General features: G+C 74.2%; 11 protein-coding genes. 3 read left to right on the forward strand and 8 right to left on the reverse strand.

What is annotated here, in order from left to right:
• Positions 1–4: 4 nt before the first annotated feature.
• Positions 5–628 carry a sulfite oxidase-like oxidoreductase gene (locus AC1UE5_RS15245; protein WP_482924945.1) on the reverse strand — a complete coding sequence of 208 codons (624 nt, stop codon included), beginning with the start codon at positions 626–628 and terminating at the stop codon, positions 5–7.
• Positions 629–655: 27 nt separating this feature from the next.
• On the opposite strand from AC1UE5_RS15245, the gene AC1UE5_RS15250 reads away from it, so the two are divergent.
• A complete protein-coding gene (locus AC1UE5_RS15250) occupies positions 656–922 on the forward strand; it encodes a 4Fe-4S dicluster domain-containing protein (protein WP_482924947.1) in 267 nt (88 codons plus the stop codon).
• A gap of 87 nt (positions 923–1,009) precedes the next feature.
• Here AC1UE5_RS15250 and AC1UE5_RS15255 read toward each other — a convergent pair whose 3' ends face one another.
• Together AC1UE5_RS15255 and AC1UE5_RS15260 are read right to left on the reverse strand one after the other, a co-directional pair.
• Positions 1,010–6,025 (reverse strand): Ig-like domain-containing protein, encoded by a 5,016-nt coding sequence (locus AC1UE5_RS15255; RefSeq protein WP_482924949.1) that lies wholly within the window; start codon positions 6,023–6,025, stop codon positions 1,010–1,012.
• Between the two features lie 21 nt (positions 6,026–6,046).
• A complete protein-coding gene (locus tag AC1UE5_RS15260) occupies positions 6,047–9,817 on the reverse strand; it encodes an SGNH/GDSL hydrolase family protein (protein WP_482924951.1) in 3,771 nt (1,256 codons plus the stop codon).
• Between the two features lie 187 nt (positions 9,818–10,004).
• Here AC1UE5_RS15260 and AC1UE5_RS15265 point away from each other — a divergent pair, with 187 nt between their 5' ends.
• Positions 10,005–10,517, forward strand: coding sequence for a mismatch-specific DNA-glycosylase (locus tag AC1UE5_RS15265; protein WP_482924953.1), 513 nt, complete (start codon positions 10,005–10,007; stop codon positions 10,515–10,517).
• A gap of 13 nt (positions 10,518–10,530) precedes the next feature.
• On the opposite strand, the gene AC1UE5_RS15270 is transcribed toward AC1UE5_RS15265, so the two are convergent.
• The 4 genes from AC1UE5_RS15270 to AC1UE5_RS15285 form a co-directional block, all read right to left on the reverse strand.
• Positions 10,531–11,688 carry an Mrp/NBP35 family ATP-binding protein gene (locus AC1UE5_RS15270; RefSeq protein WP_482924955.1) on the reverse strand — a complete coding sequence of 386 codons (1,158 nt, stop codon included), beginning with the start codon at positions 11,686–11,688 and terminating at the stop codon, positions 10,531–10,533.
• Positions 11,689–11,760: 72 nt separating this feature from the next.
• On the reverse strand, positions 11,761–12,513 hold the full coding sequence (locus AC1UE5_RS15275) for a hypothetical protein (RefSeq protein ID WP_482924957.1): 753 nt from the start codon (positions 12,511–12,513) through the stop codon (positions 11,761–11,763).
• Between the two features lie 125 nt (positions 12,514–12,638).
• Positions 12,639–13,688: an Rv3626c family coenzyme F420 biosynthesis-associated protein gene (locus AC1UE5_RS15280; protein ID WP_482924959.1), complete on the reverse strand. Its 1,050-nt coding sequence runs from the start codon at positions 13,686–13,688 to the stop codon at positions 12,639–12,641.
• Positions 13,685–14,521 carry an inositol monophosphatase family protein gene (locus AC1UE5_RS15285; protein ID WP_482924961.1) on the reverse strand — a complete coding sequence of 279 codons (837 nt, stop codon included), beginning with the start codon at positions 14,519–14,521 and terminating at the stop codon, positions 13,685–13,687. Before AC1UE5_RS15285 ends, AC1UE5_RS15280 begins: the two co-directional genes overlap by 4 nt.
• Before the next feature lie 34 nt (positions 14,522–14,555).
• On the opposite strand from AC1UE5_RS15285, the gene AC1UE5_RS15290 reads away from it, so the two are divergent.
• Entirely contained in the window at positions 14,556–17,681 is a 3,126-nt protein-coding gene (locus AC1UE5_RS15290) for an ATP-dependent helicase (RefSeq protein WP_482924963.1), read from the forward strand.
• Here AC1UE5_RS15290 and AC1UE5_RS15295 read toward each other — a convergent pair.
• Positions 17,648–19,906: a putative bifunctional diguanylate cyclase/phosphodiesterase gene (locus AC1UE5_RS15295; protein ID WP_482924965.1), complete on the reverse strand. Its 2,259-nt coding sequence runs from the start codon at positions 19,904–19,906 to the stop codon at positions 17,648–17,650. The genes AC1UE5_RS15290 and AC1UE5_RS15295 overlap by 34 nt on opposite strands.
• Between the last annotated feature and the right edge of the window lie 79 nt (positions 19,907–19,985).

The following is a 19,985-nucleotide window of genomic DNA, read 5'->3' on the forward strand; positions in this document are numbered from 1 at the left end:
CGTACTAGAACCAGTGGCGCTGCTCGGTGAACGGGTCCGCGTCGTTGTGGTAGCCGTTCAGCTCCCAGAAGCCCTGCCGGTCCTCGGGCATGATCTCGAGCTGACGCAGGAACTTCGCGGACTTCCAGAAGTACCGCTTGGGGACGAGCAGGCGCAGCGGCGCGCCGTGGTCGTGCTCCAGCGGCTGGCCCTCGTACGTGTGCGCGACGAGCACGTCGTCGTCGAGCAGCGCGTCGAGCGCGATGTTCGTCGTGTAGCCGCCGTCGGAGTGCGCCATGACGTGCGTGCCGCTCGGCTTCACCTTCGCGCGCGCGAGGAGGTCGCTCACCTTCACGCCGACCCACGTCGTGTCGAGCTTCGACCACCGCGTGACGCAGTGGATGTCGGCGGTGATCTCGTGCTGGGGGAGCGCCATGAGCTCCTCCCACGTGAGGCTGTAGGGCTCCTCGACCTCGCCCCAGATCTTCAGCGACCAGTCGTTCAGGTCGTACTTCGGGTTCGGTCCGTAGGTCAACACCGGAAACCGTTCCGTCAGGTACTGGCCGGGCGGGATGCGGGCGGGATCGATGCCCTTGTCCTTCGCCTGCGCCTGCCCCCGCGCGGCGAGGTCCTTCGACGTGATCGCCATGGGACTTACTGTAGATTCTCGTCGTCTATGGCCTATGTGATCGCCGAGCCGTGCGTCGGCACCAAGGACAACTCGTGCGTCGAGGTGTGCCCGGTCGACTGCATCCACCCGACTCCCGACGAGCCCGACTACGACGCGGTCGAGCAGCTCTACATCGATCCTGAGGAGTGCATCGACTGCGACGCGTGCGTGGAGGCCTGCCCGGTCGACGCGTGCTTCGCCGAGGACCAGGTCCCGGACGAGTGGTCGAAGTTCGTGCAGATCAACGCGGACTACTTCAAGTCCAAGGCCTGATCCACCCGCGCGCGAGCCGTCGCGCGCACCGAGCTTGAACGACGAAGGGCCCCGCCGCGGCGGGGCCCTTCGTCGTTGCGGGGCGGGCTAGCGGCGCCCGACCGTCAGGGCCGTCCTGACGGTCTGGGTGCGCTTGTCGATCGCCGTCGCCACGATCGACACGCGGTACGTGCCGGCGGCGAGCGTCTTGCGGTTCGCGGTGCGGGCGATCGTCAGCGTGCGGGAGCCCGGGGCCACGTCGGTCCGGACGATCCGGCGCACGACCTGGTAGCGGGCCTTGCCCCGGCGGACGACGCGCCGCTCGACGCGGACGACGACCCGCGCCTGCTCGGCGAGCGTGAACTGCAGCAGCGCCTGCGGCTTGGCGGCCGTCAGCGTCTTGCGGCTCAGCCGGACCTTCGTCAGGAGGAGCGCCGACGCGTCGTTGCGCGGCTGGAGCGGCTGCTGCGAGCTCTCCTGCCCCGTGACCGCCGGACCCTGCGGGGCGGGCGGCGCGGGCGGGGCCGGGACCGCGACCGTGAACGCCCGCCGGACGGCCGGGCTCTCCACGTTGCCGAGCGCGTCGACCGCCCGCACCTCGAGCACGTGGTCCCCGTTGGCGAGCGTGCCGGTCGTGTACGGCGAGGTGCACGCCGCCCACGCGCCCCCGTCGAGGCGGCACTCGAAGCCCGCCACGTCCGGGTCGGCCGAGGCGAACGTGAACCGCGCGGTGGCCTCGGCGATCGTCCCCGTCGGGCCGCCGTCGATGACGGTGCCCGGCGCGGTGGTGTCCACCTCGACCGCCTTCTCGGCGGCCGCGCCGGCGTTGCCCGCGGCGTCGACCGAGCGCACGCGGAACGTGTGCCGGCCGTCGCTCAGCGCCTCGACCGTGGTCGGCGACGTGCACGGCGCGTACTCGGCGCCGTCGACCCGGCACTGGAACGTTGCGCCGTCGCCCGCGCCCGCCGCGTGGGCGAACGTGTACGTCGGCGTCGTGTCGGCGGTGCTCCCGGCCGGGCCGTCCAGCGCCGGGGCGGCCGGGGCGGTGGTGTCGACCGTGAACGTGTGCGCCACGGCGGCGCCGGTGTTGCCCAGCGCGTCGGTCGCCCGGACGGAGAGCGTGTGCTCGCCGTCGTCGAGCGGGTCGAGCGTCAGCGACGCGGGCGCGTCGGCCCAGTCGCCGCCGTCGAGCTGCACCTCGAACGTCGCGCCCGGCTCGGAGGAGAACGCGAACCTGGGCTCGTCGTTCCGGGTCAGCGCCTCGGGGGCGGCCGTGATCTCCACGACCGCACCCGTCGTGTCGACGGTGAACGTCGCGTCCGCCGCGGCGCCCTCGTTCCCCGCCGCGTCGATCGAGCGCACCTCGACCGTGTGCTCGCCGTCCCGGAGCGCGGGGAGCGTCAGCGGCGACGTCGCCGCCTCCCACGCGCCGTCGTCGACCTTGACCTGGAAGGTCGCGCCGTCGCCGGCGTCCGCCGCGTGGTCGAACGTCAGCTCCGGCGTGGCGTCGGCCGTCGGGCCGTTCGGCCCGGTGACCGCCGGGGCCGACGGCGCGGCCGTGTCGAGCACGAAGGTGTGCGTGACCTCCGCGCCCTCGTTGCGCAGCGTATCGGCGGCCTTCACGGCGAACGTGTGCTCACCGTCGGCCAGCGCGTCCGCCGTGAACGGCGACGTGCACTTGCCCCACTCGCCCGCGTCGATCCGGCACGCGAACCGCGCGCCGTCCTCGGACGAGAACCCGAACTGCGGCGTGGCGTCGTTGGTCAGCGGCCCCGGCGTGTCGGTGATCTCGACCACCGGACCGGTCGTGTCGACCGTGAACGTGCGGGTCACCGCGGCGCCCTCGTTGCGCAGGCCGTCGACCGCGCGCACCGCGAAGGTGTGCTCGCCGTCGGCCAGCGCGGCGGGGGTGAAGGGCGACGTGCACTTGCCCCACTCACCCTCGTCGATCCGGCAGGCGAACCGTGCGCCGTCCTCGGAGGAGAACGCGAAGTCCGGCGTCGCGTCGGCCGTCGGGCCGTCCGGGCCGCCGGTGATCTCGACCACCGGGCCGGTGGTGTCGACGGTGACCGTGCCCGAGGCCGCAGCGCCCTCGTTGCCCGCGGCGTCGACCGAGCGGACGGCCACCGCGTGGTCGCCGTCGGTCAGCTCCGGCAGCGTCAGGGGGGACGTCGCCGCCTCCCACGCACCGCCGTCGACCTGCACCGCGAACGTCGCGCCGTCACCGGCGTCGTCCGCGTGCGTGAACGAGATCTCCGGCGTGCTGTCCGCCGTCGGCATCGACGGCAGCGTCACCGCCGGCGCGGCCGGGGCGCTCACGTCCACCGTGAACGTGCGCGTGACCGCCGGCTCCTCGACGTTGCCGAGCGCGTCGGTCGCGCGGACGGCCAGCGTGTGCTCGCCCTCGTCCAGCTCGGCGAGCGTCAGCGGGGACTCGGCCGGCGCCCACGCGCCGCCGTCGACGCTGGCCTCGTACGTCGCCGCCTCGTCGTCGGAGGTGAACGTGAACTCGGGCGTCGCGTCGTTCGTCGGGCCTGCGGGACCGTCCGTGATCTCCGTGACCGGCGCAGTCGTGTCGACGGTCACCGTCACCGTCGTCGCGGCGCCCGCGTTGCCGGCTGCGTCGACCGAGCGGATCGCCACCGCGTGGTCGCCGTCGCTCAGCTCCGGCAGCGTCAGCGGGGACGTCGCCGCCTCCCACGCGCCGTCGTCGACCTTGACCGCGAACGTCGCGCCGTCACCGGCGTCGTCGGCGTGCGTGAACGCCAGCTCCGGCGTGCTGTCCGCCGTCGGCATCGACGGCACCGTCACCGCCGGCGCCGCCGGGGCGGCCGTGTCGACCGTGAACGTGCGGGTCGCCGCGGCGCCCTCGTTGCGCAGGGCGTCGACCGCGCGCACGGCGAACGTGTGCTCGCCGTCGGCCAGCGCGTCGAGCGTGACCGGCGACGTGCACTTGCCCCACTCGCCCGCGTCGACGCGGCAGGCGAACCGCGCGCCGTCCTCGGAGGAGAACGCGATCTCAGGCGTGGGGTCGTTGGTCAGCGCATCGGGGCCGGCGTCGATCGTCACGACCGGGCCGGTGGTGTCGACGACGAACGTGCGGCTGACCGGCAGGCTCGCGTTGCCGCCGACGTCGGTCGCGACGACGGTGAACGTGTGCTCCCCGTCGGCCAGCGCGTCGGCGGTGAACGTGCCGTCACACGGCACCGGGGTCCCCGCGTCGATCGCGCAGGCGAACGTCGCGCCGTCCTCGTCCGCGGTGAACGCGAACGTCGGCGTCGTGTCCGTGCCCGGCGTCTCCGGCTCCTCGGTGATGGTCGCCGTCGGCGCCGTCAGGTCGAGGACCGTCCACGTGTGCTTGGCCGGGAAGTACTCGACGGTGCTCTCGGCGTCGGTGCCGCGCACCTCGAACGTGTGGCTGCCGTTGGGCAGGGGGCCGAACGTCGCCGGCGAGACGCAGGGCGCCCAGGCGCCGCCGTCGAGCCGGCACTCGAACGAGACCGCGTTGGGCGACTCGAACCTGAACTCGGCCGCCGCGCTGGGGTCGATCGGCAGCGGCGTCGCGGTGATCGCCGTCTTCGGGCCGGTCGGGTTGACCTGCACCGTCGCCGTCTTCGTCGCCGACGGCGCGGCCGAGCCGCCGTAGCCGTCGTCGGCCGTGACCGGGAAGGTCGCGGTGCCGACGAAGCCGTCAGCCGGCGTGAACGTCGCCTTCGCGCCGCTGACGGTGACCGTGCCGGCCTCGGCGGGCGAGACCGCCCCGGCCGACCACGTCAGCGCGTCGCCGTCGGCGTCGGTGCCGCTCAGCGCGACGTCGACCGGCGTGGCCGAGTCGGTCGCCACGAGCGCGGGTGTCGCCGCCACCGGGCCCGCGTCGACCTTGTACGTCGCGGAGACGGTCCTCGTCCGCCGGCTGTTGTCGCCGGACGTCAGCGCGCCGCTGTCGGACACGCGCGCGCGGACCGTGTACGTGCCGGGCGCCTTGCCCTCGACGTCGATCGTGCGCGTCCGCTGCGCGTCGGTGATCGCGTTGCCGCCGCTGCCGGCGCCGGTGTTGACGGCAGTGCCGAGCAGGCCGAGCTCGTAGCCGTCGACCCCGTTGCCGGTGTTGCCGTCGAGGTCCCACTCGATCGAGGCGACGTTGCCGCCCTCGGCGCTGTCGGCGCCGTCCGCGGTCGTTGCCGTGACGGTCGTCTCCGTCGAGCCGTAGTGCAGGCGCTTGGTCGCCGGGGAGAGCGAGAGCGTGGGGCTGGCGGACGCCTCGGTGTTGACGTCGACGGCGCCGAGCCGGAAGAGCTTGCCGCTGTTGGCGTTCTCGCAGTTCTCGATCATTGCCTCGCCCTCGACGACCCACCGGCCGCGGCTGGGGAAGGTGACCGAGAAGGAGCGTGCCGTGTTGTCGGCCTGGCCCTGGCAGTGGTTGGTCCAGCCGGTCGTCGCCCCGTCGCTGAGCCGGCGCGCGCGCCAGCGGACGCCGTTGAAGTCCGCGTCGCCCGTGCTGTCCGGGTCGTCGCCCTTGTAGGTGAAGGTGACGCTGTCGCCCGGCGTGATCGTCGTCGCGCTCTGGGAGCGCTCGTAGACGTAGGCGTAGTCCTCGGAGCCGTTGCAGCCGCTGGGCTTGACGAAGTCGACCGAGCGGCTGACGACCGGCATCGTGCCGCCGCCATCGACCACCGGCATGACGCGCAGCGTCTTGGTCACGCGCGTCGTGGTGCCGCCGATGATGTTGCAGTCGAAGCCCATGTTCCCCGTGTTCGCGGCGAACGTGTACGTGATCCGCGAGACGTCGGAGCCGCCGGCGAGCGACTGCTGCTGCGCGGTGACGCTGCGCAGCGAGGCGCTGCCGGTGTTGTCGCTGCCGTTCCAGTCGTCGTCGATGCGCAGGCCGGTCAGCTTCTGGCCGCGGTCGTGGCGGACGGCGAGCGTGATCGTCAGGTCGTTGGCGTTGTTGACGTCCTCGCCGCCGGCGGCCTGCGTCTCGAGCCAGTTGCTCGAGTTGAGGATCACCGGGTTGGCCGCCTCCGCGCGGAGCGGGACGAGCAGGAGCGCGAGCAGCGCCAGAGCGGCGGCGAGCGCGATCAGCGGGAGCGGCCGGCGTCCGTGCGCGGCCAGGGGGTGGGACACGGGTTCCTCTCTTCCGGGGAGCTACGTGAGGAGCCGCGCGCGCAGCTTCCCCGCGCCCGGGCTCGTCAAGGTGGTGGTGGCGCGACCGCTGCGGTCGAGGCGGACGACCTTCAGCCGGCGCCACTTCCCGCCGACGCGGCGCTCGATGGCGACGCGCGGGCGGGTCTTCGGCGCCGGCGTGAGCCGGACGGTGACGCGGATGCGCTTGCCCTTCGCCGCGGTCTTCGGCGACAGGGTCAGGGTGAGCCGCTGGGTCGTCGGGCGGGTGGTGGAGCCCGCGCCAGGGGCAGACGACGACGGAACGGTGATGACGGGCGAGGTCACCGGCGGCTGCCCTTCTGGCGGGGCCGGCGCATCGACGCGGTACCTGCAGGTCGCGATCGTCTCGTGGCCGACGCGGTCGCGGACCACGAGCCGCGCCTCGTGCTCGCCGCCGCGCGCGGTGTCGAGCGCGACGACCGCCGGGACGTCGACCACGCCCGAGGCGGTGTCCGCCGCGGTGACGGCGGCCGTCGCGAGCGCATCCTTGGCGAGCGCGCCGGCCGGGCAGGCGAGCGCCGCCGTCGGCGCGGCCGCGTCGACCCGCACGCGGTAGGTCGCGGGCGGCGAGACGTTGCCTGCGCGGTCGCGCACGGTGGCGGTCAGCTCGGTCGCACCGTCGGCCGTGACGGTCTGCGGGGCCGGGACGGCGGACGGGTCGACGCCGCTGGCCTGCTCGCCCGCGTCGCCCGCGGCCGACCATGTGACGGTCGTGCGGTCGCGGTGCCAGCCGAGCGCCTCGGGCGCGCGGTCGACGACAGCGGTCGGCGCGGCCGGCGCGGCCGTGTCGAGCTTCACCGTGTGCGTCCGGAGCGTCGGGTTGCCGGCCGGATCGGTGGCCGTGCAGCGAACCTCGCGGACGCCCTCCTCGCTCACGGTCACGCGGCCTTCCGCGTCACGCGGCGCGGCGACGCCCGCGACCGTGCAGGCGACCTCGGCGCTCGCGTCCGTGCTCGCGACGTCGACCTTCGCCGGCCCGGTGCGGAACCAGCCGGCGTCGCCGTCTGGCGTGGAGTCGAGCGTGAGCGCCGGCGCGGTGCCGTCGATCCTCACCAGTGCGTCCCGGGCGGCGGTGTTGCCGGCGCGGTCGGTGCCCTCGCAGCGCACGGTGTGCTCGCCGTCGCCGGTGACGGTGACCGTGCGGGTGACGCTCGGCGCCGCTTCCGGCTCGCCCACCGCCGCGCGCGCCCGGGCGGCAGCCGCGCGCTGGGCCGGGGCGGCGCCGTCGACCGCGCAGGCCACCGCGTCGGCGTGGTCGTCGGTCACGGTCGCGGTGGCGGTCGCCTGCCCGCGCCACCAGCCCGCGCGGCCGTCCGGCGCCTGGTCGATCGCGACCTGCGGCGCCGTCGTGTCGATGCGGACGGTCGCGCTCTCCGCGGTCGTGTTGCCCGCCGCGTCGCGCGCGGTGCAGGCGACCGTGTGCGTGCCGTCGCCGCTCACCGTCAGCGCCGTGACGTCGTCCACGTCCGCCCCGTCGACCGTGCACGCGACGTCGGTGGCGCCGTTCGCGGTGACGCCCACCGGCGCGGGCGCGGTGCGGAAGAACCCGTTCGCGCCGTCGGGCGCCGTCGTCAGCGTCAGCTCCGGCGCGGCGGCGTCGATCCGCACCGTCGCGGTCTCGGTCGCGGTGTTGCCGGCGCGGTCCTTGGCGGTGCAGACGACCTCGTGCGTGCCGTCATGCGACACCGCGATCGCGCTCGGGTCCGTCGCGGCGGTGCCGTCGACCTTGCACGTGAGCGTCCCGGGGTGGACGTCGTCGACCTGCGCCGCCACCGTCGCCGGGCCGGTCCACCAGCCGCCGTCGCCGTCGGGCGCCTGCGTGATCGTGATCTGGGGCGGGATCGAGTCGACCGTCGCGGTGTGCGCGATCGTCGTCTCGTTGCCCGCGTCGTCGGCGTCGGTGCAGCGCAGCTCGCGCGCACCCTGGCCGGGCACGTGGACGACCGTCTCGAACGCGGCGGTGCTGGGCGGCTGGGCGACCGCGATCTCCTCGTCGCCTACCGCGCAGCGCAGCGACGTCGCGCCCCACGTCTTGACCGTGAACGGCATCGGCGAGGTGCGGTACAGGCCGTTCTCGCCCTCGGCGCCGGCGCCGTCGGCGATCGCGAGGTTCGGGGCGGAGCGGTCGATCTTCACGCTCGCGCTGCCCGCGCCCGTGCGGCCCGCGGTGTCGGTCGCGACGCAGCGGACCTGGCTCGTGCTCGTGACGGTCAGCTCGCCGCGACGCCCCTCGCTGCCGGCCTCGGGCCGGACGGGCGCCGGGTCGGTGCCGACCGTGCACGCCACCGCGACCGGGCTCGCGTCGGCGACCGCGTAGGCGACGGTCGCGTCGCCGCGCCACCAGCCGTTGCGGCCGTCGGGTGCCTGGGTGAGCGTGACCTCGGGTGAGGCGGTGTCGACCTTCACGCGCACGGTCCGCGCGGTCTGGTTGCCGGCCTTGTCCTTCGCGACGCAGCGGACGTCGACCGTGCCGTCCTGCGGAACCGTGACCTTGCCGGCCACGACCGGGACGTCCGTCCCGTTGGCCGTGCACGCCGTCGCGGCGATGCCGCTCCCGTCCGGGTCGGCGGGCGCGACGGCGATCACGGGGCGCGTCAGGTGCCAGCCGTCGGCGCCGTCCGCTGCGGGGACGGTGAGCGTCAGCTCGGGCGCGACCTCGTCGATCTTGACCACGAGCGTCGACGACGCGCTGATGTTGCCGGCGCGGTCGACGGTGCGGACCTGCAGCTCGTTGCGGCCGGCGGCCGCGACGTTCACCGCGGTGCCGGGCCACGGCGACCAGCTCGCCGGGTTGCCCGCCGGCGTGCCGTTGCGCAGCGCGTACTCGCTGCCCTTCGCGTCGCCCGCGGTCGTCGTCGACTGCACGGCCACCGGCCCGCGGTACCAGCCGTCGTCGCCGTCGGGCTCGCGGCCGGCGGCCAGCTGCGGCGCGCTCGGTGCGGTGCGGTCGGCGTAGTCGAACTGGCCGGCCCACGCGACCTCGGCGAGCTTCTTCTGGCCCTCCTCGTTGGGGTGGAAGCCGTCGAGGTTGGAGACCTGGTCGAGGTTGAACGCGGTGTTGAAGACGAGCCCGCCGTCGTGGCGGCAGTGCGGCAGCTGGCCGCACACGTCGACGATCTGCGCGTTGTAGTCGACGACCCGCTGGCGGACGCGCTGGCGGCGCTGCTCGTCGGCCGGCGCGGTGGAGCCGGGGTTCGCGAGCATCGACTGGCAGATGTTCGCCGTGTTCCAGATGGTGCTCTCGAGCGCGGTGCCCCGGCCGAGCTGCCACAGCTGGTAGAGGTTCGGCACCGAGAGGACGTAGATCCGCGCATCGGGCATCGACAGCGAGATCTGCTGCAGGCCCGCCTCCAGGCGCTGGCGGTAGGCGGCGACCGACGTCATCGCGCCCTCGGTCGACGTGCACGCGTCGTTGGCGCCGAGCAGCACGGTCACGAGCTCCGGCTTGACCGAGCTGGCGCCGGCCGCGGCGGCCTGAGTGACGAGCTGGTCGACCTTCGCGCCGGTCTTGCCGTTGTTGAAGGTGCGCCCGTCGATCGCGCCGTTTAGCGCGCGGAGGCGCAGGTACTGGCTGTTGATGCCGCCGTCGTCGCCGGTCGCCCAGGAGCGCTCGGGGCAGTCGCCGTAGGGCGCGGACCACGGGCAGGTGTTGAAGCCGCGGGTGATCGAGTCACCGGTCGACGCGATCGCGTTGGGCGGCCCCGCCTTCGCCGGCGTCCCGGCTGCGGCGGGCGCAGCTCCGATCGCGCACACGACCGCGACGACAGCAGCGATCCACCCGGACGTCCGTGACCCACATCGACCCATGAGGCGGGGCATTATTGGACTGAAGGTCCGACCCTTCAACCTGGACATGTGTCCGATCGACACCCCGTCAGCCCACGCTCTACCTTGCGGGTTATCGGCGTCCCGTTTCTCGGACTCACCGGCGTCTCCGACGATGCTCCCTGACGTCCTCCCACCGCCGAATGCGCCCTTCCACACGCTGTTCGTGGGGATCAACCCGTCGCTGCGCTCGTGGGAGGCCGGACACCACTTCGCCCGGCCGGGGAACCGGTTCTGGCCCGCGCTCCACCTCGCGGGCTACACGCCGCGGCGGTTCACGCCGGAGGAGGACGGGCTGCTCGCCGGTCTCGGGGCCGGCATCACGAACATCGCCCCGCGCCCGACGCGCGCGGCGGCCGAGCTGTCACGGGAGGAGCTCGTCGCGGGCCGGCGCGCGCTGGAGCAGCTCGTCGCCACCCGCGCGCCGCGCCTCGTCGCGGTGCTCGGCGTCACCGCGTGGCGACACGCGACGGGCGACCCGAAGGTGGCCCTCGGGCTCCAGCCCGAGCCGTTCGGCGGCCGGCCGCTGATGGTGCTCCCGAACCCATCGGGCCTCAACGCCAACCACCAGCTGCCCGACCTCGCGCGCCTCTACGGCGAGGCGCGCCACCTCGCACTCACGCTCTAGGGCGAGGGCCGCGCTAGCCGGCCATGGGGAGGGATGCGCCCGTCGTGGCGCGCTCCTCCGTGGGCAGGTTGCCCGCGACCTGCGTGACGCCGAGCATCGGCAGCGCCGGCGGCGGCGCCAGCGCGATGAGCCCGCGCGCGGCCTGGCGGACGCCCTGCGCGGCGGCGTCGTCCGGGTCGATCGTGACGAGCGGCACGCCGGCGTCGGCCTGCTCGCGCAGCGGCATGGTCAAGGGGACCTTGCCGAGCAGCGGGACGTCGAGCTCGTCGGCCAGCTCCTGGCCGCCGCCCTCGCCGAAGATGGCGAAGCGCTCGCCGCCCGGGGTGGTGAAGCCGGACATGTTCTCGACGACGCCGGCGATCTCGAGGTTGACCTTGTGGGCCATCTCGGCGGCGCGGCGCGCGACCTTCTGCGCGGTCGCCTGCGGGGTCGTGACGAGGAGGAACTGCGAGTTCGGCAGCAGCTGGGCGAGCGTCATCGACACGTCGCCGGTGCCCGGGGGCAGGTCGACGAGGAGGTAGTCCAGCTCGCCCCAGGCGACGTCCTCGAGGAACTGCGTGAGCGCCTTGTGCAGCATCGGCCCACGCCACACGACGGCGCTGTCCTCCTGCACGAAGAAGCCGATCGACATCACCTTGATGCCGCTCGCCTCCAGCGGGACGATCTTGCGCTCGCCGTTGACCGGCGGGCGCTCGCCGCCCAGGCCGAGCATGCGCGGGATCGAGTAGCCCCACACGTCGGCGTCGAGCACGCCGACGCGCTTGCCCTCGGCGACCAGCGCGGCCGCGAGGTTGACGGTGAGGGTGGACTTGCCGACGCCGCCCTTGCCCGAGCCGACGCAGATGACGTTCTGGATCCCGGCGAGCGCGCCGCTAGGCAGCGGGCCGCCGCCGCGGAGCTTCTGCTGGATCGCCTGCTTCTGCTGGTCGTTGAGGACGTCGAAGTCCACGCTGACCGAGGTGACGCCGGGGAGCGCCTTGACCGCGTTCGCGACGCCGGTCTGGAAGTGGTTGCGGATCGGGCAGCCGGGCGTCGTCAGCGAGACGGTCACGGCGACGGCGCCGTCCTCGACTCGGATGGAGCGGACCATGTCCAGCTCGACGATCGAGGCCCGGAGCTCCGGATCGATGACGCTCTCGAGCGCCTTGAGGATCTCGTCTCGCGTCGGCATGTTCCCGAGGGTAGAACGACGGCGGGGCGCCCTGTGTGGGACGCCCCGCTCGCCGTGGGGAGGAGCCTGTGGCTAGGCCACCAGGGCCGCGACGCGGCCGGTGACCTGCTTGGCGGCCTTCGACGCGCTGACCGCGGCGCCGGCGGCGGCGTTGGCGGCCGTCGCGCGGCCGAGCTCGAGCTGCTGGGCGACGTTCGTCTTCGGCAGCTCGCGCGTGAAGCGCTGGACGTCCTGCTCGACGCGGTTGGTGCGCTGGCGCAGCTCGCGCTCCGCGCGGGTGCGCTGCTTCTTGAGCTCGCGCTCGACGCGGTTGCGGGCGGTCGTGCCGCGGCGCTCGAAGCCCTTCAGGCGGCGCTCGACCTGCGTGCGCGTCTTCTTCAGCTCGCGCTGCACCTTGGTCGTGTCGGAGTACGTCCCGACGAGCTCGGTGATCTTGTCGCGGGCGCTCAGCGTGAAGCCGACGTACGTCAGCGCGACGCGCTCGGCGGTGTCGGTGACCTGGTCGACGACGGTGGTCGCCTCCTTGCGGGCGGCGGCGGCCTCGCGGGCGGCCTTCGTCTGCGTGCGCGCGGTGGCCTTCGACGCCGTGCGGGTCGTCGTCTTCTTCGCGGTGCGCGCGTTGGACTTCGCGGCGCCCTTCTTCGCGGCCGTCGAGCGCTTCGTCGCGGTCGTCTTGCGCGCGGTCGCGCCCGTGCCGGTGGCGCGCGAGGTGCTGCGGGCGCGCGTGCTGGCGGGCTTGCTCGCGGGCGTCGAAGCAGCGCTGCTGCCCGTGCTCCCGCTGTTGGTGGTGCCGCTGTTGCTGGTCGTGCCGGTGGTCTCGGCCATGTTCTCCCCCTCTAAGGTGCTTAGTTCTAAGTTCCGTACTCAGAGTACCGCGAACGCGTGTTCGTTGCACGGGTCATCGTGTGACCTTCGTCACATGCGGAACCGGGCGCGTCGCCGCGCGCGGATCAGGCCGGGGCGGTGCGCGTGAGCCAGAGCTCGGGGAGCTCGAGCTCGGCGGCGGAGGGGAGCGCCGAGGGGGAGGACCACACGCGGTTGAGCGCCTCGACGCCGCCGCGCTCGACGACCGCGTCGCAGAACGCCTTGCCCTGGCGGTACTGCTTCATCTTCAGCTCGAGGCCGAGCAGGCGCTCGAGCACCCGGGCGATCGGCGTGCGCTCGTCGCGGCGGCGCTCCAGCGCCGCGCGCAGCTCGTCGAGCGACTCCAGCGCGTCCGCGCCGACGGCGTCCATCACGTGCTCGGCGTGGCCCTCGACGACGGCCATCGCGCACTGGATCTCCTCGATGAGCGCCAGCCGCTCCTCGCCCGCGACGAGCGTCACCAGGCCGCCCTCGCGCACGCGCTCGACCAGGCCGCGCACGTCGTCCAGCGACGGCAGCTTCAGCAGCGACGACGTGTCGACCTTCACGTCCACGCTCTCCAGCAGCTGCGAGAGCAGCCCGGCGAGGTGCTCGCGCAGCCACGGCACGCCCGTGAACTGCACCGCGTGCGTGACCTCGTGGAACGCCACCCACGCGACGAGCTGCGCCTCGTCGACCTCCAGCCGCGCCGCCGCCTCGCGCAGGTTCGGCGCGACGAACAGCAGCCGCTCGGGCGACGCCGCGTCGAGCAGCACCAGCTCGTACTGTCCCAGCACGCGCTGCGACAGGTAGCCGGTGACGACGCCGATCTCCGCGCCCAGCAGCGAGCCGGTGAGCGCCTTGACGGTGCCGGCGAACGGGTTCTGCGGCGTCGACTTCGCCCCGCCCTCGCGCAGCTTCTGGTCCACCGGCGCGAGCACGGACTTCATCGACGACTGGTTGGCGGCCAGCCACGCGCGCCGGCCGATCGCCTCGGGCGCCGGGATCTCGCGCGCGGGCGACAGCCCCGTGTAGGCGGTCACGCGCTCGACGGCGTCGACCGTGAACGCGTCCAGGTCCCCGGCGAGCGCCACGCCGCCCTCCGGCTCGCCCCCGACGAACCCGCCGACCTTCTCCGCCAGGCCCCAGTCGATCACGGCCGGTCCAGGAGGCTCGACAGCTCGGCGACCCCGCGCCGCGTCCGCGCCGCCACCAGCGGCCCGTGCGGCGACGTGTCCAGCGGCGACGACAGGTCGGGGAAGCCAGGGAAGTCCACGTGGCCGCCGCTCTCGCGCACGATCAGCTGGGCCGCCGCGCAGTCCACCGCGCGCGTGCGCCACAGCGTGACCATCCCGTCCACCCGCGCGGTCGCGACCTGGCAGAGCGAGATCGCGATCGAGCCGAACGCGCGGATGCGGTGCACGTGCTCCTGCAGGCCGTCGATCGCCCCGGCGATCCAGCGCGGATCGGCGGACTCGATGGCCACGAGCTCCAGCTTGCCGTACCGGTTGCGCCGCTCGTCGGGCACGTCCGACACACGCTCGCCGTTGTGCCACACGCCGTCGCCGCGCCGCGCGCACCACTCGTCGCCGGTCCCGAGATCCGCCACGAAGCCGAAGAACACGTCGGCCATCGTCTGCCCGTCGGCGACCGCGATCGAGATGCCGATGTGCGGGATGCCGCGCTTGGCGTTGGTCGAGCCGTCGATGGGGTCGATCACCACCAGCACGTCGTCCGAGCCGAAGTGCACGACCCCGCGCTCCTCGGACACCGCGCAGAACCGCGCGCCCTCCTCGTCGTGCAGGCGCTGCAGCTCGACGAAGACGTGGTCCTCGGCGAGCTGGTCGATGACGAGCGTCTGGTCGCCGCCCTCCCCGCGCTCGCCGGTCTCCTCGAGCCGCTGGCCCGTGCGCGGACGGTCGGCGAGGACCTCGCGCAACCCCTCGGTCGCCCGGCGGCATGCGCCGAGCCAATCCGCCGAGAGAGCCACAGGAGCTTGAGCCACTCGCCCATACGATAGGCGGGTGCCGCACCGCCTCGACCTCCTGACCGCGCCCCAGCGACGCGCCGTCACCCACCAGGGCGGCCCGCTGCTCGTCCTCGGCGGCGCCGGGACGGGCAAGACGCGGGTCCTGATCGAGCGCATGGTGTGGCTGGTCGAGCAGGGCGCCGCGGCCGAGGATCTCCTGCTCGTGACGCAGGGTCAGGCCGCCGCGGACGTGCTGCGGCGCCAGGTCGAGGACGCGCTCGCGCCGCCTTTCGGCGAGCTGGCCGTGCAGACCGTGCCGGACCTGTGCGCCAAGCTCCTGCGCGAGCACGCGGTCGCCGCGGGCGTCGACCCGTTCTTCGTCCCGCTCACCCCCGCCGACCGGCTCGCGCTGCTGCTGGAGCGGATGGAGCAGCTCACGCTCCGCCGCCACGACTTCCTCGGCAACCCCGCCGCGCTGCTGGGCGGCGTGGTGGAGCGGATCGACCGCTGCAAGCTCGAGGGCGTCACCGCCGAGCAGTACGCCGCCTACGCGCACGCGCTGCCCGAGGACGACGAGGAGGCCGAGCGCGAGCGCGAGTTCGCCCAGCTCTACGCCGACCACGACCGGCTGCTGGCCGAGCACGGCACGCTCGACGACGGCGACCTCGTCCTGCGCACGCTCAAGCTCCTCGGCGACCGCCCGGGCGTCTGCGAGCGCTTCCGGCACGTGCTCGTCGACGAGTACCAGGACCACGACCGCCTCCACCTCCAGGTGCTCGGCGCCTGCGGCGCGCACGGCCGGATGACCGTCGCGGGCGACGACGACGGGGCGGTCGCGCGGCGGGCCGGCGAGGCGACGCGCAACCTGCGCGAGTTCACCGCCCAGCGCCCGCAGGCGACGGTGATCGCGCTCGAACGCTCCTTCCGCTCCCGCGAGGCCATCCTGCGCGCCGCCCGCGCCGTCGTGCAGCCGATCCCGGAGCGGCTCGGCCTGGCGATCCCCGAGGCGGCGCCCGGGGGCGACGTCGAGTTCTGGCGCTGCGCGAACGACCGCACCCAGGCGCAGGCGGTCGCCGCCGACGTCGAGCGGCTGATCCGCGAGGGCGTCCGACCGGAGCGCATCGCGGTGCTCGTCCGCTCCGTCCGCGCCGAGGGGCAGGCCGTCACGGTCGCGCTGGAGGAGCGCGCGGTGCCGTTCCGCGTCATCGGCGCGGCCGCGTTCTTCCAGCGCGCCGAGGTCCGCGACGTGCTCGCCTGGCTGCGGCTGCTGGTCGACCCGAACGACGCGGGCGCGGTCGTCCGGGCGCTCGCGCGGCCGCCGATCGAGCTGCGCGCCGCCGACCTCGCGCGGTGCATCCAGATCTCGCGCCGGCGCAAGCTCGACATGATCAGCGCGCTGGTCGCGGCGACCGAGTCTCCCCAGCTCCCGCCCGAGGCGCGCGACCACATCTTCGCCTTCCTGCGGCTCCACCGGCAGCTCGCGGCCGACCTCGACACGACGCGTCCGGACCTCTACGTCCACCGGCTCGTGGAGGCGCTCGGCCTGCGCCGCCAGCAGCTGTTCAGCGCGAGCGCGGACGTGGTGGAGCGGCTGCGCAACCTCGCCCGCCTCGGCGAGCTGGCCGCCGACTACGTGCGCCGCTCGCCCCAGGCCACCGCGCGCGAGTTCGGCCGCGCGATCGCCGCCGTCGCCGAGGCCGGGCTGCGCGAGCAGGAGGCCGGCGTCGAGCGGCCGTCCGGCGTCGCCGTCGCGTCGATGCGCTCGATCGGCGGCCACGAGTTCGACCACGTCTACGTCGTCGGCGTGCACTCCGCGCGGATGCCGGGCGCGCGGCGGCAGGCGTTCGAGCCGCTCCCCGACGCGCTGCTCACGAACCGCCCGGCGCGCGACACCGACGCGCGCGGCGCCCACGCGACCGAGATGCGGCGCCTGCTGCACGTCGCGATGACCCGCGCCCGCCGCGGCCTCGTGCTCGCCTACGCGGCGCACTCCGACAAGGCCGTTCTCCAGCACCCCTCCCCGTTCGTCGAGGAGGCGCGCGCCGCGGTCGGCGGCGCGTGGGCGGAGCGCGCCGAGCAGCTGTTCGGCCCCGACGAGACGCTCCACGCCTCGTTCCGCGAGCTGCGCGACGAGCTGCTGGAGGAGCTGCCGCGCGTGGGCACGCGGCTGGGCGAGCTGCGGTTCGACACCGACCTCGACGTCTCCCACACGGTCGTCCGCTACCTGGAGCTGGTGAAGCTCGCCGCGCTGCTGGAGCGCCCGGCGGGCCAGTCGGTCGCCGACGCGCTGCCGGGCATCAACGCGCGGCTGCTCAGCGCCGTCACCTCCCAGCAGGCGGACATCCTGGAGACGTCGCCGCTCGACGACGCGTTGCTGGAGGCCGAGCGCGACGAGCGCGCCCGCGCCGCCGCCATCGCCCGCCGCGCCGAGCCGTCGCTGGAGCCGTTCCTGCCCAAGCGCGGCGAGGGCGTGATGCTCTCGGCGTCCGACATCGACACGTACCGGACGTGCCCGCTGAAGTACAAGTTCGCGCGCGTCTTCCGCATTCCCCAAGAGCCGACCCTCAACCAGCGCTTCGGCATCGCGGTCCACCAGGTGCTCGAGCGCTTCCACGCCGAGGGCTCGCGCGGCACGCTCGACGAGATCCAGGGGCTGCTGGAGGCGGCGTGGCGGCGCGGTGGGTTCGGGGACTCCGACCAGGAGCGCCAGCTGCTCGGCAAGGCCCGCACCGCGCTGGAGCGGTACGTCGAGCGCACGCGCACCGAGGACTCCGAGCCGGTCTGGTTCGAGCGGCAGTTCACGTTCAACCTCGGGCCGCACGTCCTGCGCGGCCGCGTCGACCGGGTCGACCGCCACCCGGACGGGCTCTACGAGCTGATCGACTACAAGACCGGCCGCCCGAAGACGCCCGCGCAGCTGCGCGACGACGTGCAGCTCGCGGTCTACGCGCTCGCGGCGCAGGACGCGTGGGACCTGGAGGCCGCGCGCCAGTCGTACCACTACGTGCTGGACGACCAGAAGGTCCCGCTGCCGCCCGGCGCGGTCGACCGGGACTGGATCAGCGAGACGGTCTTCACCGTCGCCGAGGGCATCCTGTCGCAGGGCTTCGAGCCGACGCCGTCGTTCACGGCGTGCTCGATGTGCGACTACCGGATCGTCTGCCCGGCCGCCGAGCGCTGAGGCTCCGCCGCCTTGCAGGCGAGCACGTGCGCGCGCATCTGCTCGGCCGGCATCGGGCGGCCGAGGTGGTAGCCCTGCGCGTGCGTGCAGCCGAGCTCGAAGAGCAGGTCGAGTTGCGCCTGCTCCTCCACGCCCTCGGCCACGACGATGAGCCCCAGGCCGCACGCCATGCCGATCACCGCGCGGACGATCGCCTCGTCGCTCACGCCGTCCGGCAGGCCGGCGACGAACCCGCGGTCGATCTTGACCGCGCGCAGCGGGAAGCGCTTGAGGTGGGTGAGCGAGGAGAACCCGGTGCCGAAGTCGTCGAGCACGAGCCGGCAGCCCAGCGCGTGCAGCCGCTCCAGCGTCGCGGCGGTGCGGTGGTCCTCGCCGACGAGCACGGTCTCGGTGATCTCGAGCTGCAGCTCCTTGGCGTCCAGCCCGTGGTACTCGAGCACCTCCGCGACGTGGTCGACGAAGGCGGCGTCGCGCAGCTGGCGCGGTGAGACGTTGATGCCCATCCCGGGCAGGTCGGTGCCGGGCGGGAGCGCGTCGCGCCAGCGGGCCAGCTCGGCGCACGCCGCCTCGACGACCCACTCGCCGATCGGCACGATCAGGCCGCTCTGCTCGGCGATCGGGATGAAGTCGCAGGGCGGGATCGGGCCGCGCTCAGGGTGGTTCCAGCGCAGCAGCGCCTCGACGCCGCGCAGACGCGTCGCGCCACCCGGCTCCAGCCCGACGACCGGCTGGTAGTGGAGCGCCAGCTCCCCGCGGTTGAGCGCGGTGTGCAGCTCGCTCTCCAGCTCCAGCGCGTCGAGCGCCGACGTGCGCATCGAGTGGTCGAAGACGACGCACAGGTTGCGGCCGCGCTGCTTGGCGCGGTACATCGCGGCGTCGGCGTCGCGCAGGAGGCTCTCGGCGCTCGCGCCGCGGCGGCCGGTGGCGACGCCGATCGAGATCGTCGGCCCGCCCGCGCGGAAGCGGCCGAGCAGGCGGTCCGCGACGTCCTGCGCCTCGCCCTCGTCCACCAGGCCGGGGCAGAGCACCGCGAACTCGTCGCCGCCGAAGCGCGCGGCGATGTCCTGCACGCGCGTCGCCTCGGCGAGCACCGCCGCGACCTCGCGCAGCAGCAGGTCGCCCTGGGCGTGGCCGTGCTCGTCGTTGATCGACTTGAAGCCGTCGACGTCGAGGAAGAGGACCGCCGTCAGCTCGCCGTCGGCCGCGTGGCACAGCGCCGAGCGCAGCCGATCCAGGAAGAGCGCGCGGTTCGGGAGGCCGGTGAGCGGATCGTGCAGGGCCTGATGGGAGAGCGCGCGCTCGGCGTGGCGCTGCTCGGTGACGTCGGTGAGCGTCCCGTACACGCCGCCCTCGGGCGCGGCGTGCACCCGCACCTCGATCCACCGCGTCTCCCCGTCGGCGTCCACGTGACGGACGTCGGCGCGGGCGCGGCCGTCGGTCAGCGCGAGCAGCCGCTGCACCTCGGCCCGGTCCTCGGGGTGGACCCAGTCGGCGACGGGCGTGCCGAGCACGGTGCGGGCCGGCGTGCCGGTCAGCTCCTCCCACGCTCGGTTGACGAAGCTCCAACGCCCCCGCTCGTCAGCCTGGAAGATCACCTGGCTGACCGACTCGACGAGGTTGGCGTACCGCTCCTCGCCGCGCTGCTCGGCGTCGCGCACGTCGCTGTTGAGCTGCCACGTCAGGACGCCCGCGACGCCCGCCGCGGCGATGTAGGCGGAGTGGATCGCGGCCCACGTCCAGGCGTCGTCGCCCGCGTGGTCGGCGAAGACGGAGTCGACGTCGAGCGTGCCGGCGACGCCGTGGTGGAGCAGCACGTAGCCGAGCCCGATGCCGAACGGGAGCCAGTCCTCGTAGAGGCTCAGCAGCGCGATCACGATGAAGAAGTGGAAGTGCGCCTCGGTCAGCCCGCCGCTGCCGTGGACGGTGAGCGCCGAGCACGACATGAGCGCGACCGTCAGCAGGGCGGCGCGGGCGCGCTGCGGCAGGCCGGTCCGTTCCGTCGCGCAGGCCGCGACCAGCAGGAGGCCGAGGCCCTCCAGCGCGGCGTGACCGGCCGGCGCGCCGGCCGAGACGACGGCGATGACCGGCAGGACGAGCGCGTGCAGCACGACGAGCGCCGTGAGCGCCCGGTGGCGGCGCTCGAACCGCGCGGGCGTCAGCGTCCGGCCACGCGGGATCGCGCGCGCGAACGCGGGAACGGGCGCCTGACGGGTGAGCCTCCGCACGTCCGGCTGATCGGTCGTCCCGGGGCCGGTCTTGATGGGGGCGCGCAGCCGCTTGGACGTGCGGTCGGGGGACCGCGGT

The organism is Parviterribacter multiflagellatus (genome assembly GCF_056863265.1).

Coding starts and splice junctions, on each gene's coding strand:
- AC1UE5_RS15245 (WP_482924945.1), bottom strand. CDS start 628: ATGGCGATCACGTCGAAGGACCTCGCCGCGCGGGGGCAGGCGCAGGCG.
- AC1UE5_RS15250 (WP_482924947.1), top strand. CDS start 656: ATGGCCTATGTGATCGCCGAGCCGTGCGTCGGCACCAAGGACAACTCG.
- AC1UE5_RS15265 (WP_482924953.1), top strand. CDS start 10,005: ATGCTCCCTGACGTCCTCCCACCGCCGAATGCGCCCTTCCACACGCTG.
- AC1UE5_RS15270 (WP_482924955.1), bottom strand. CDS start 11,688: ATGCCGACGCGAGACGAGATCCTCAAGGCGCTCGAGAGCGTCATCGAT.
- AC1UE5_RS15275 (WP_482924957.1), bottom strand. CDS start 12,513: ATGGCCGAGACCACCGGCACGACCAGCAACAGCGGCACCACCAACAGC.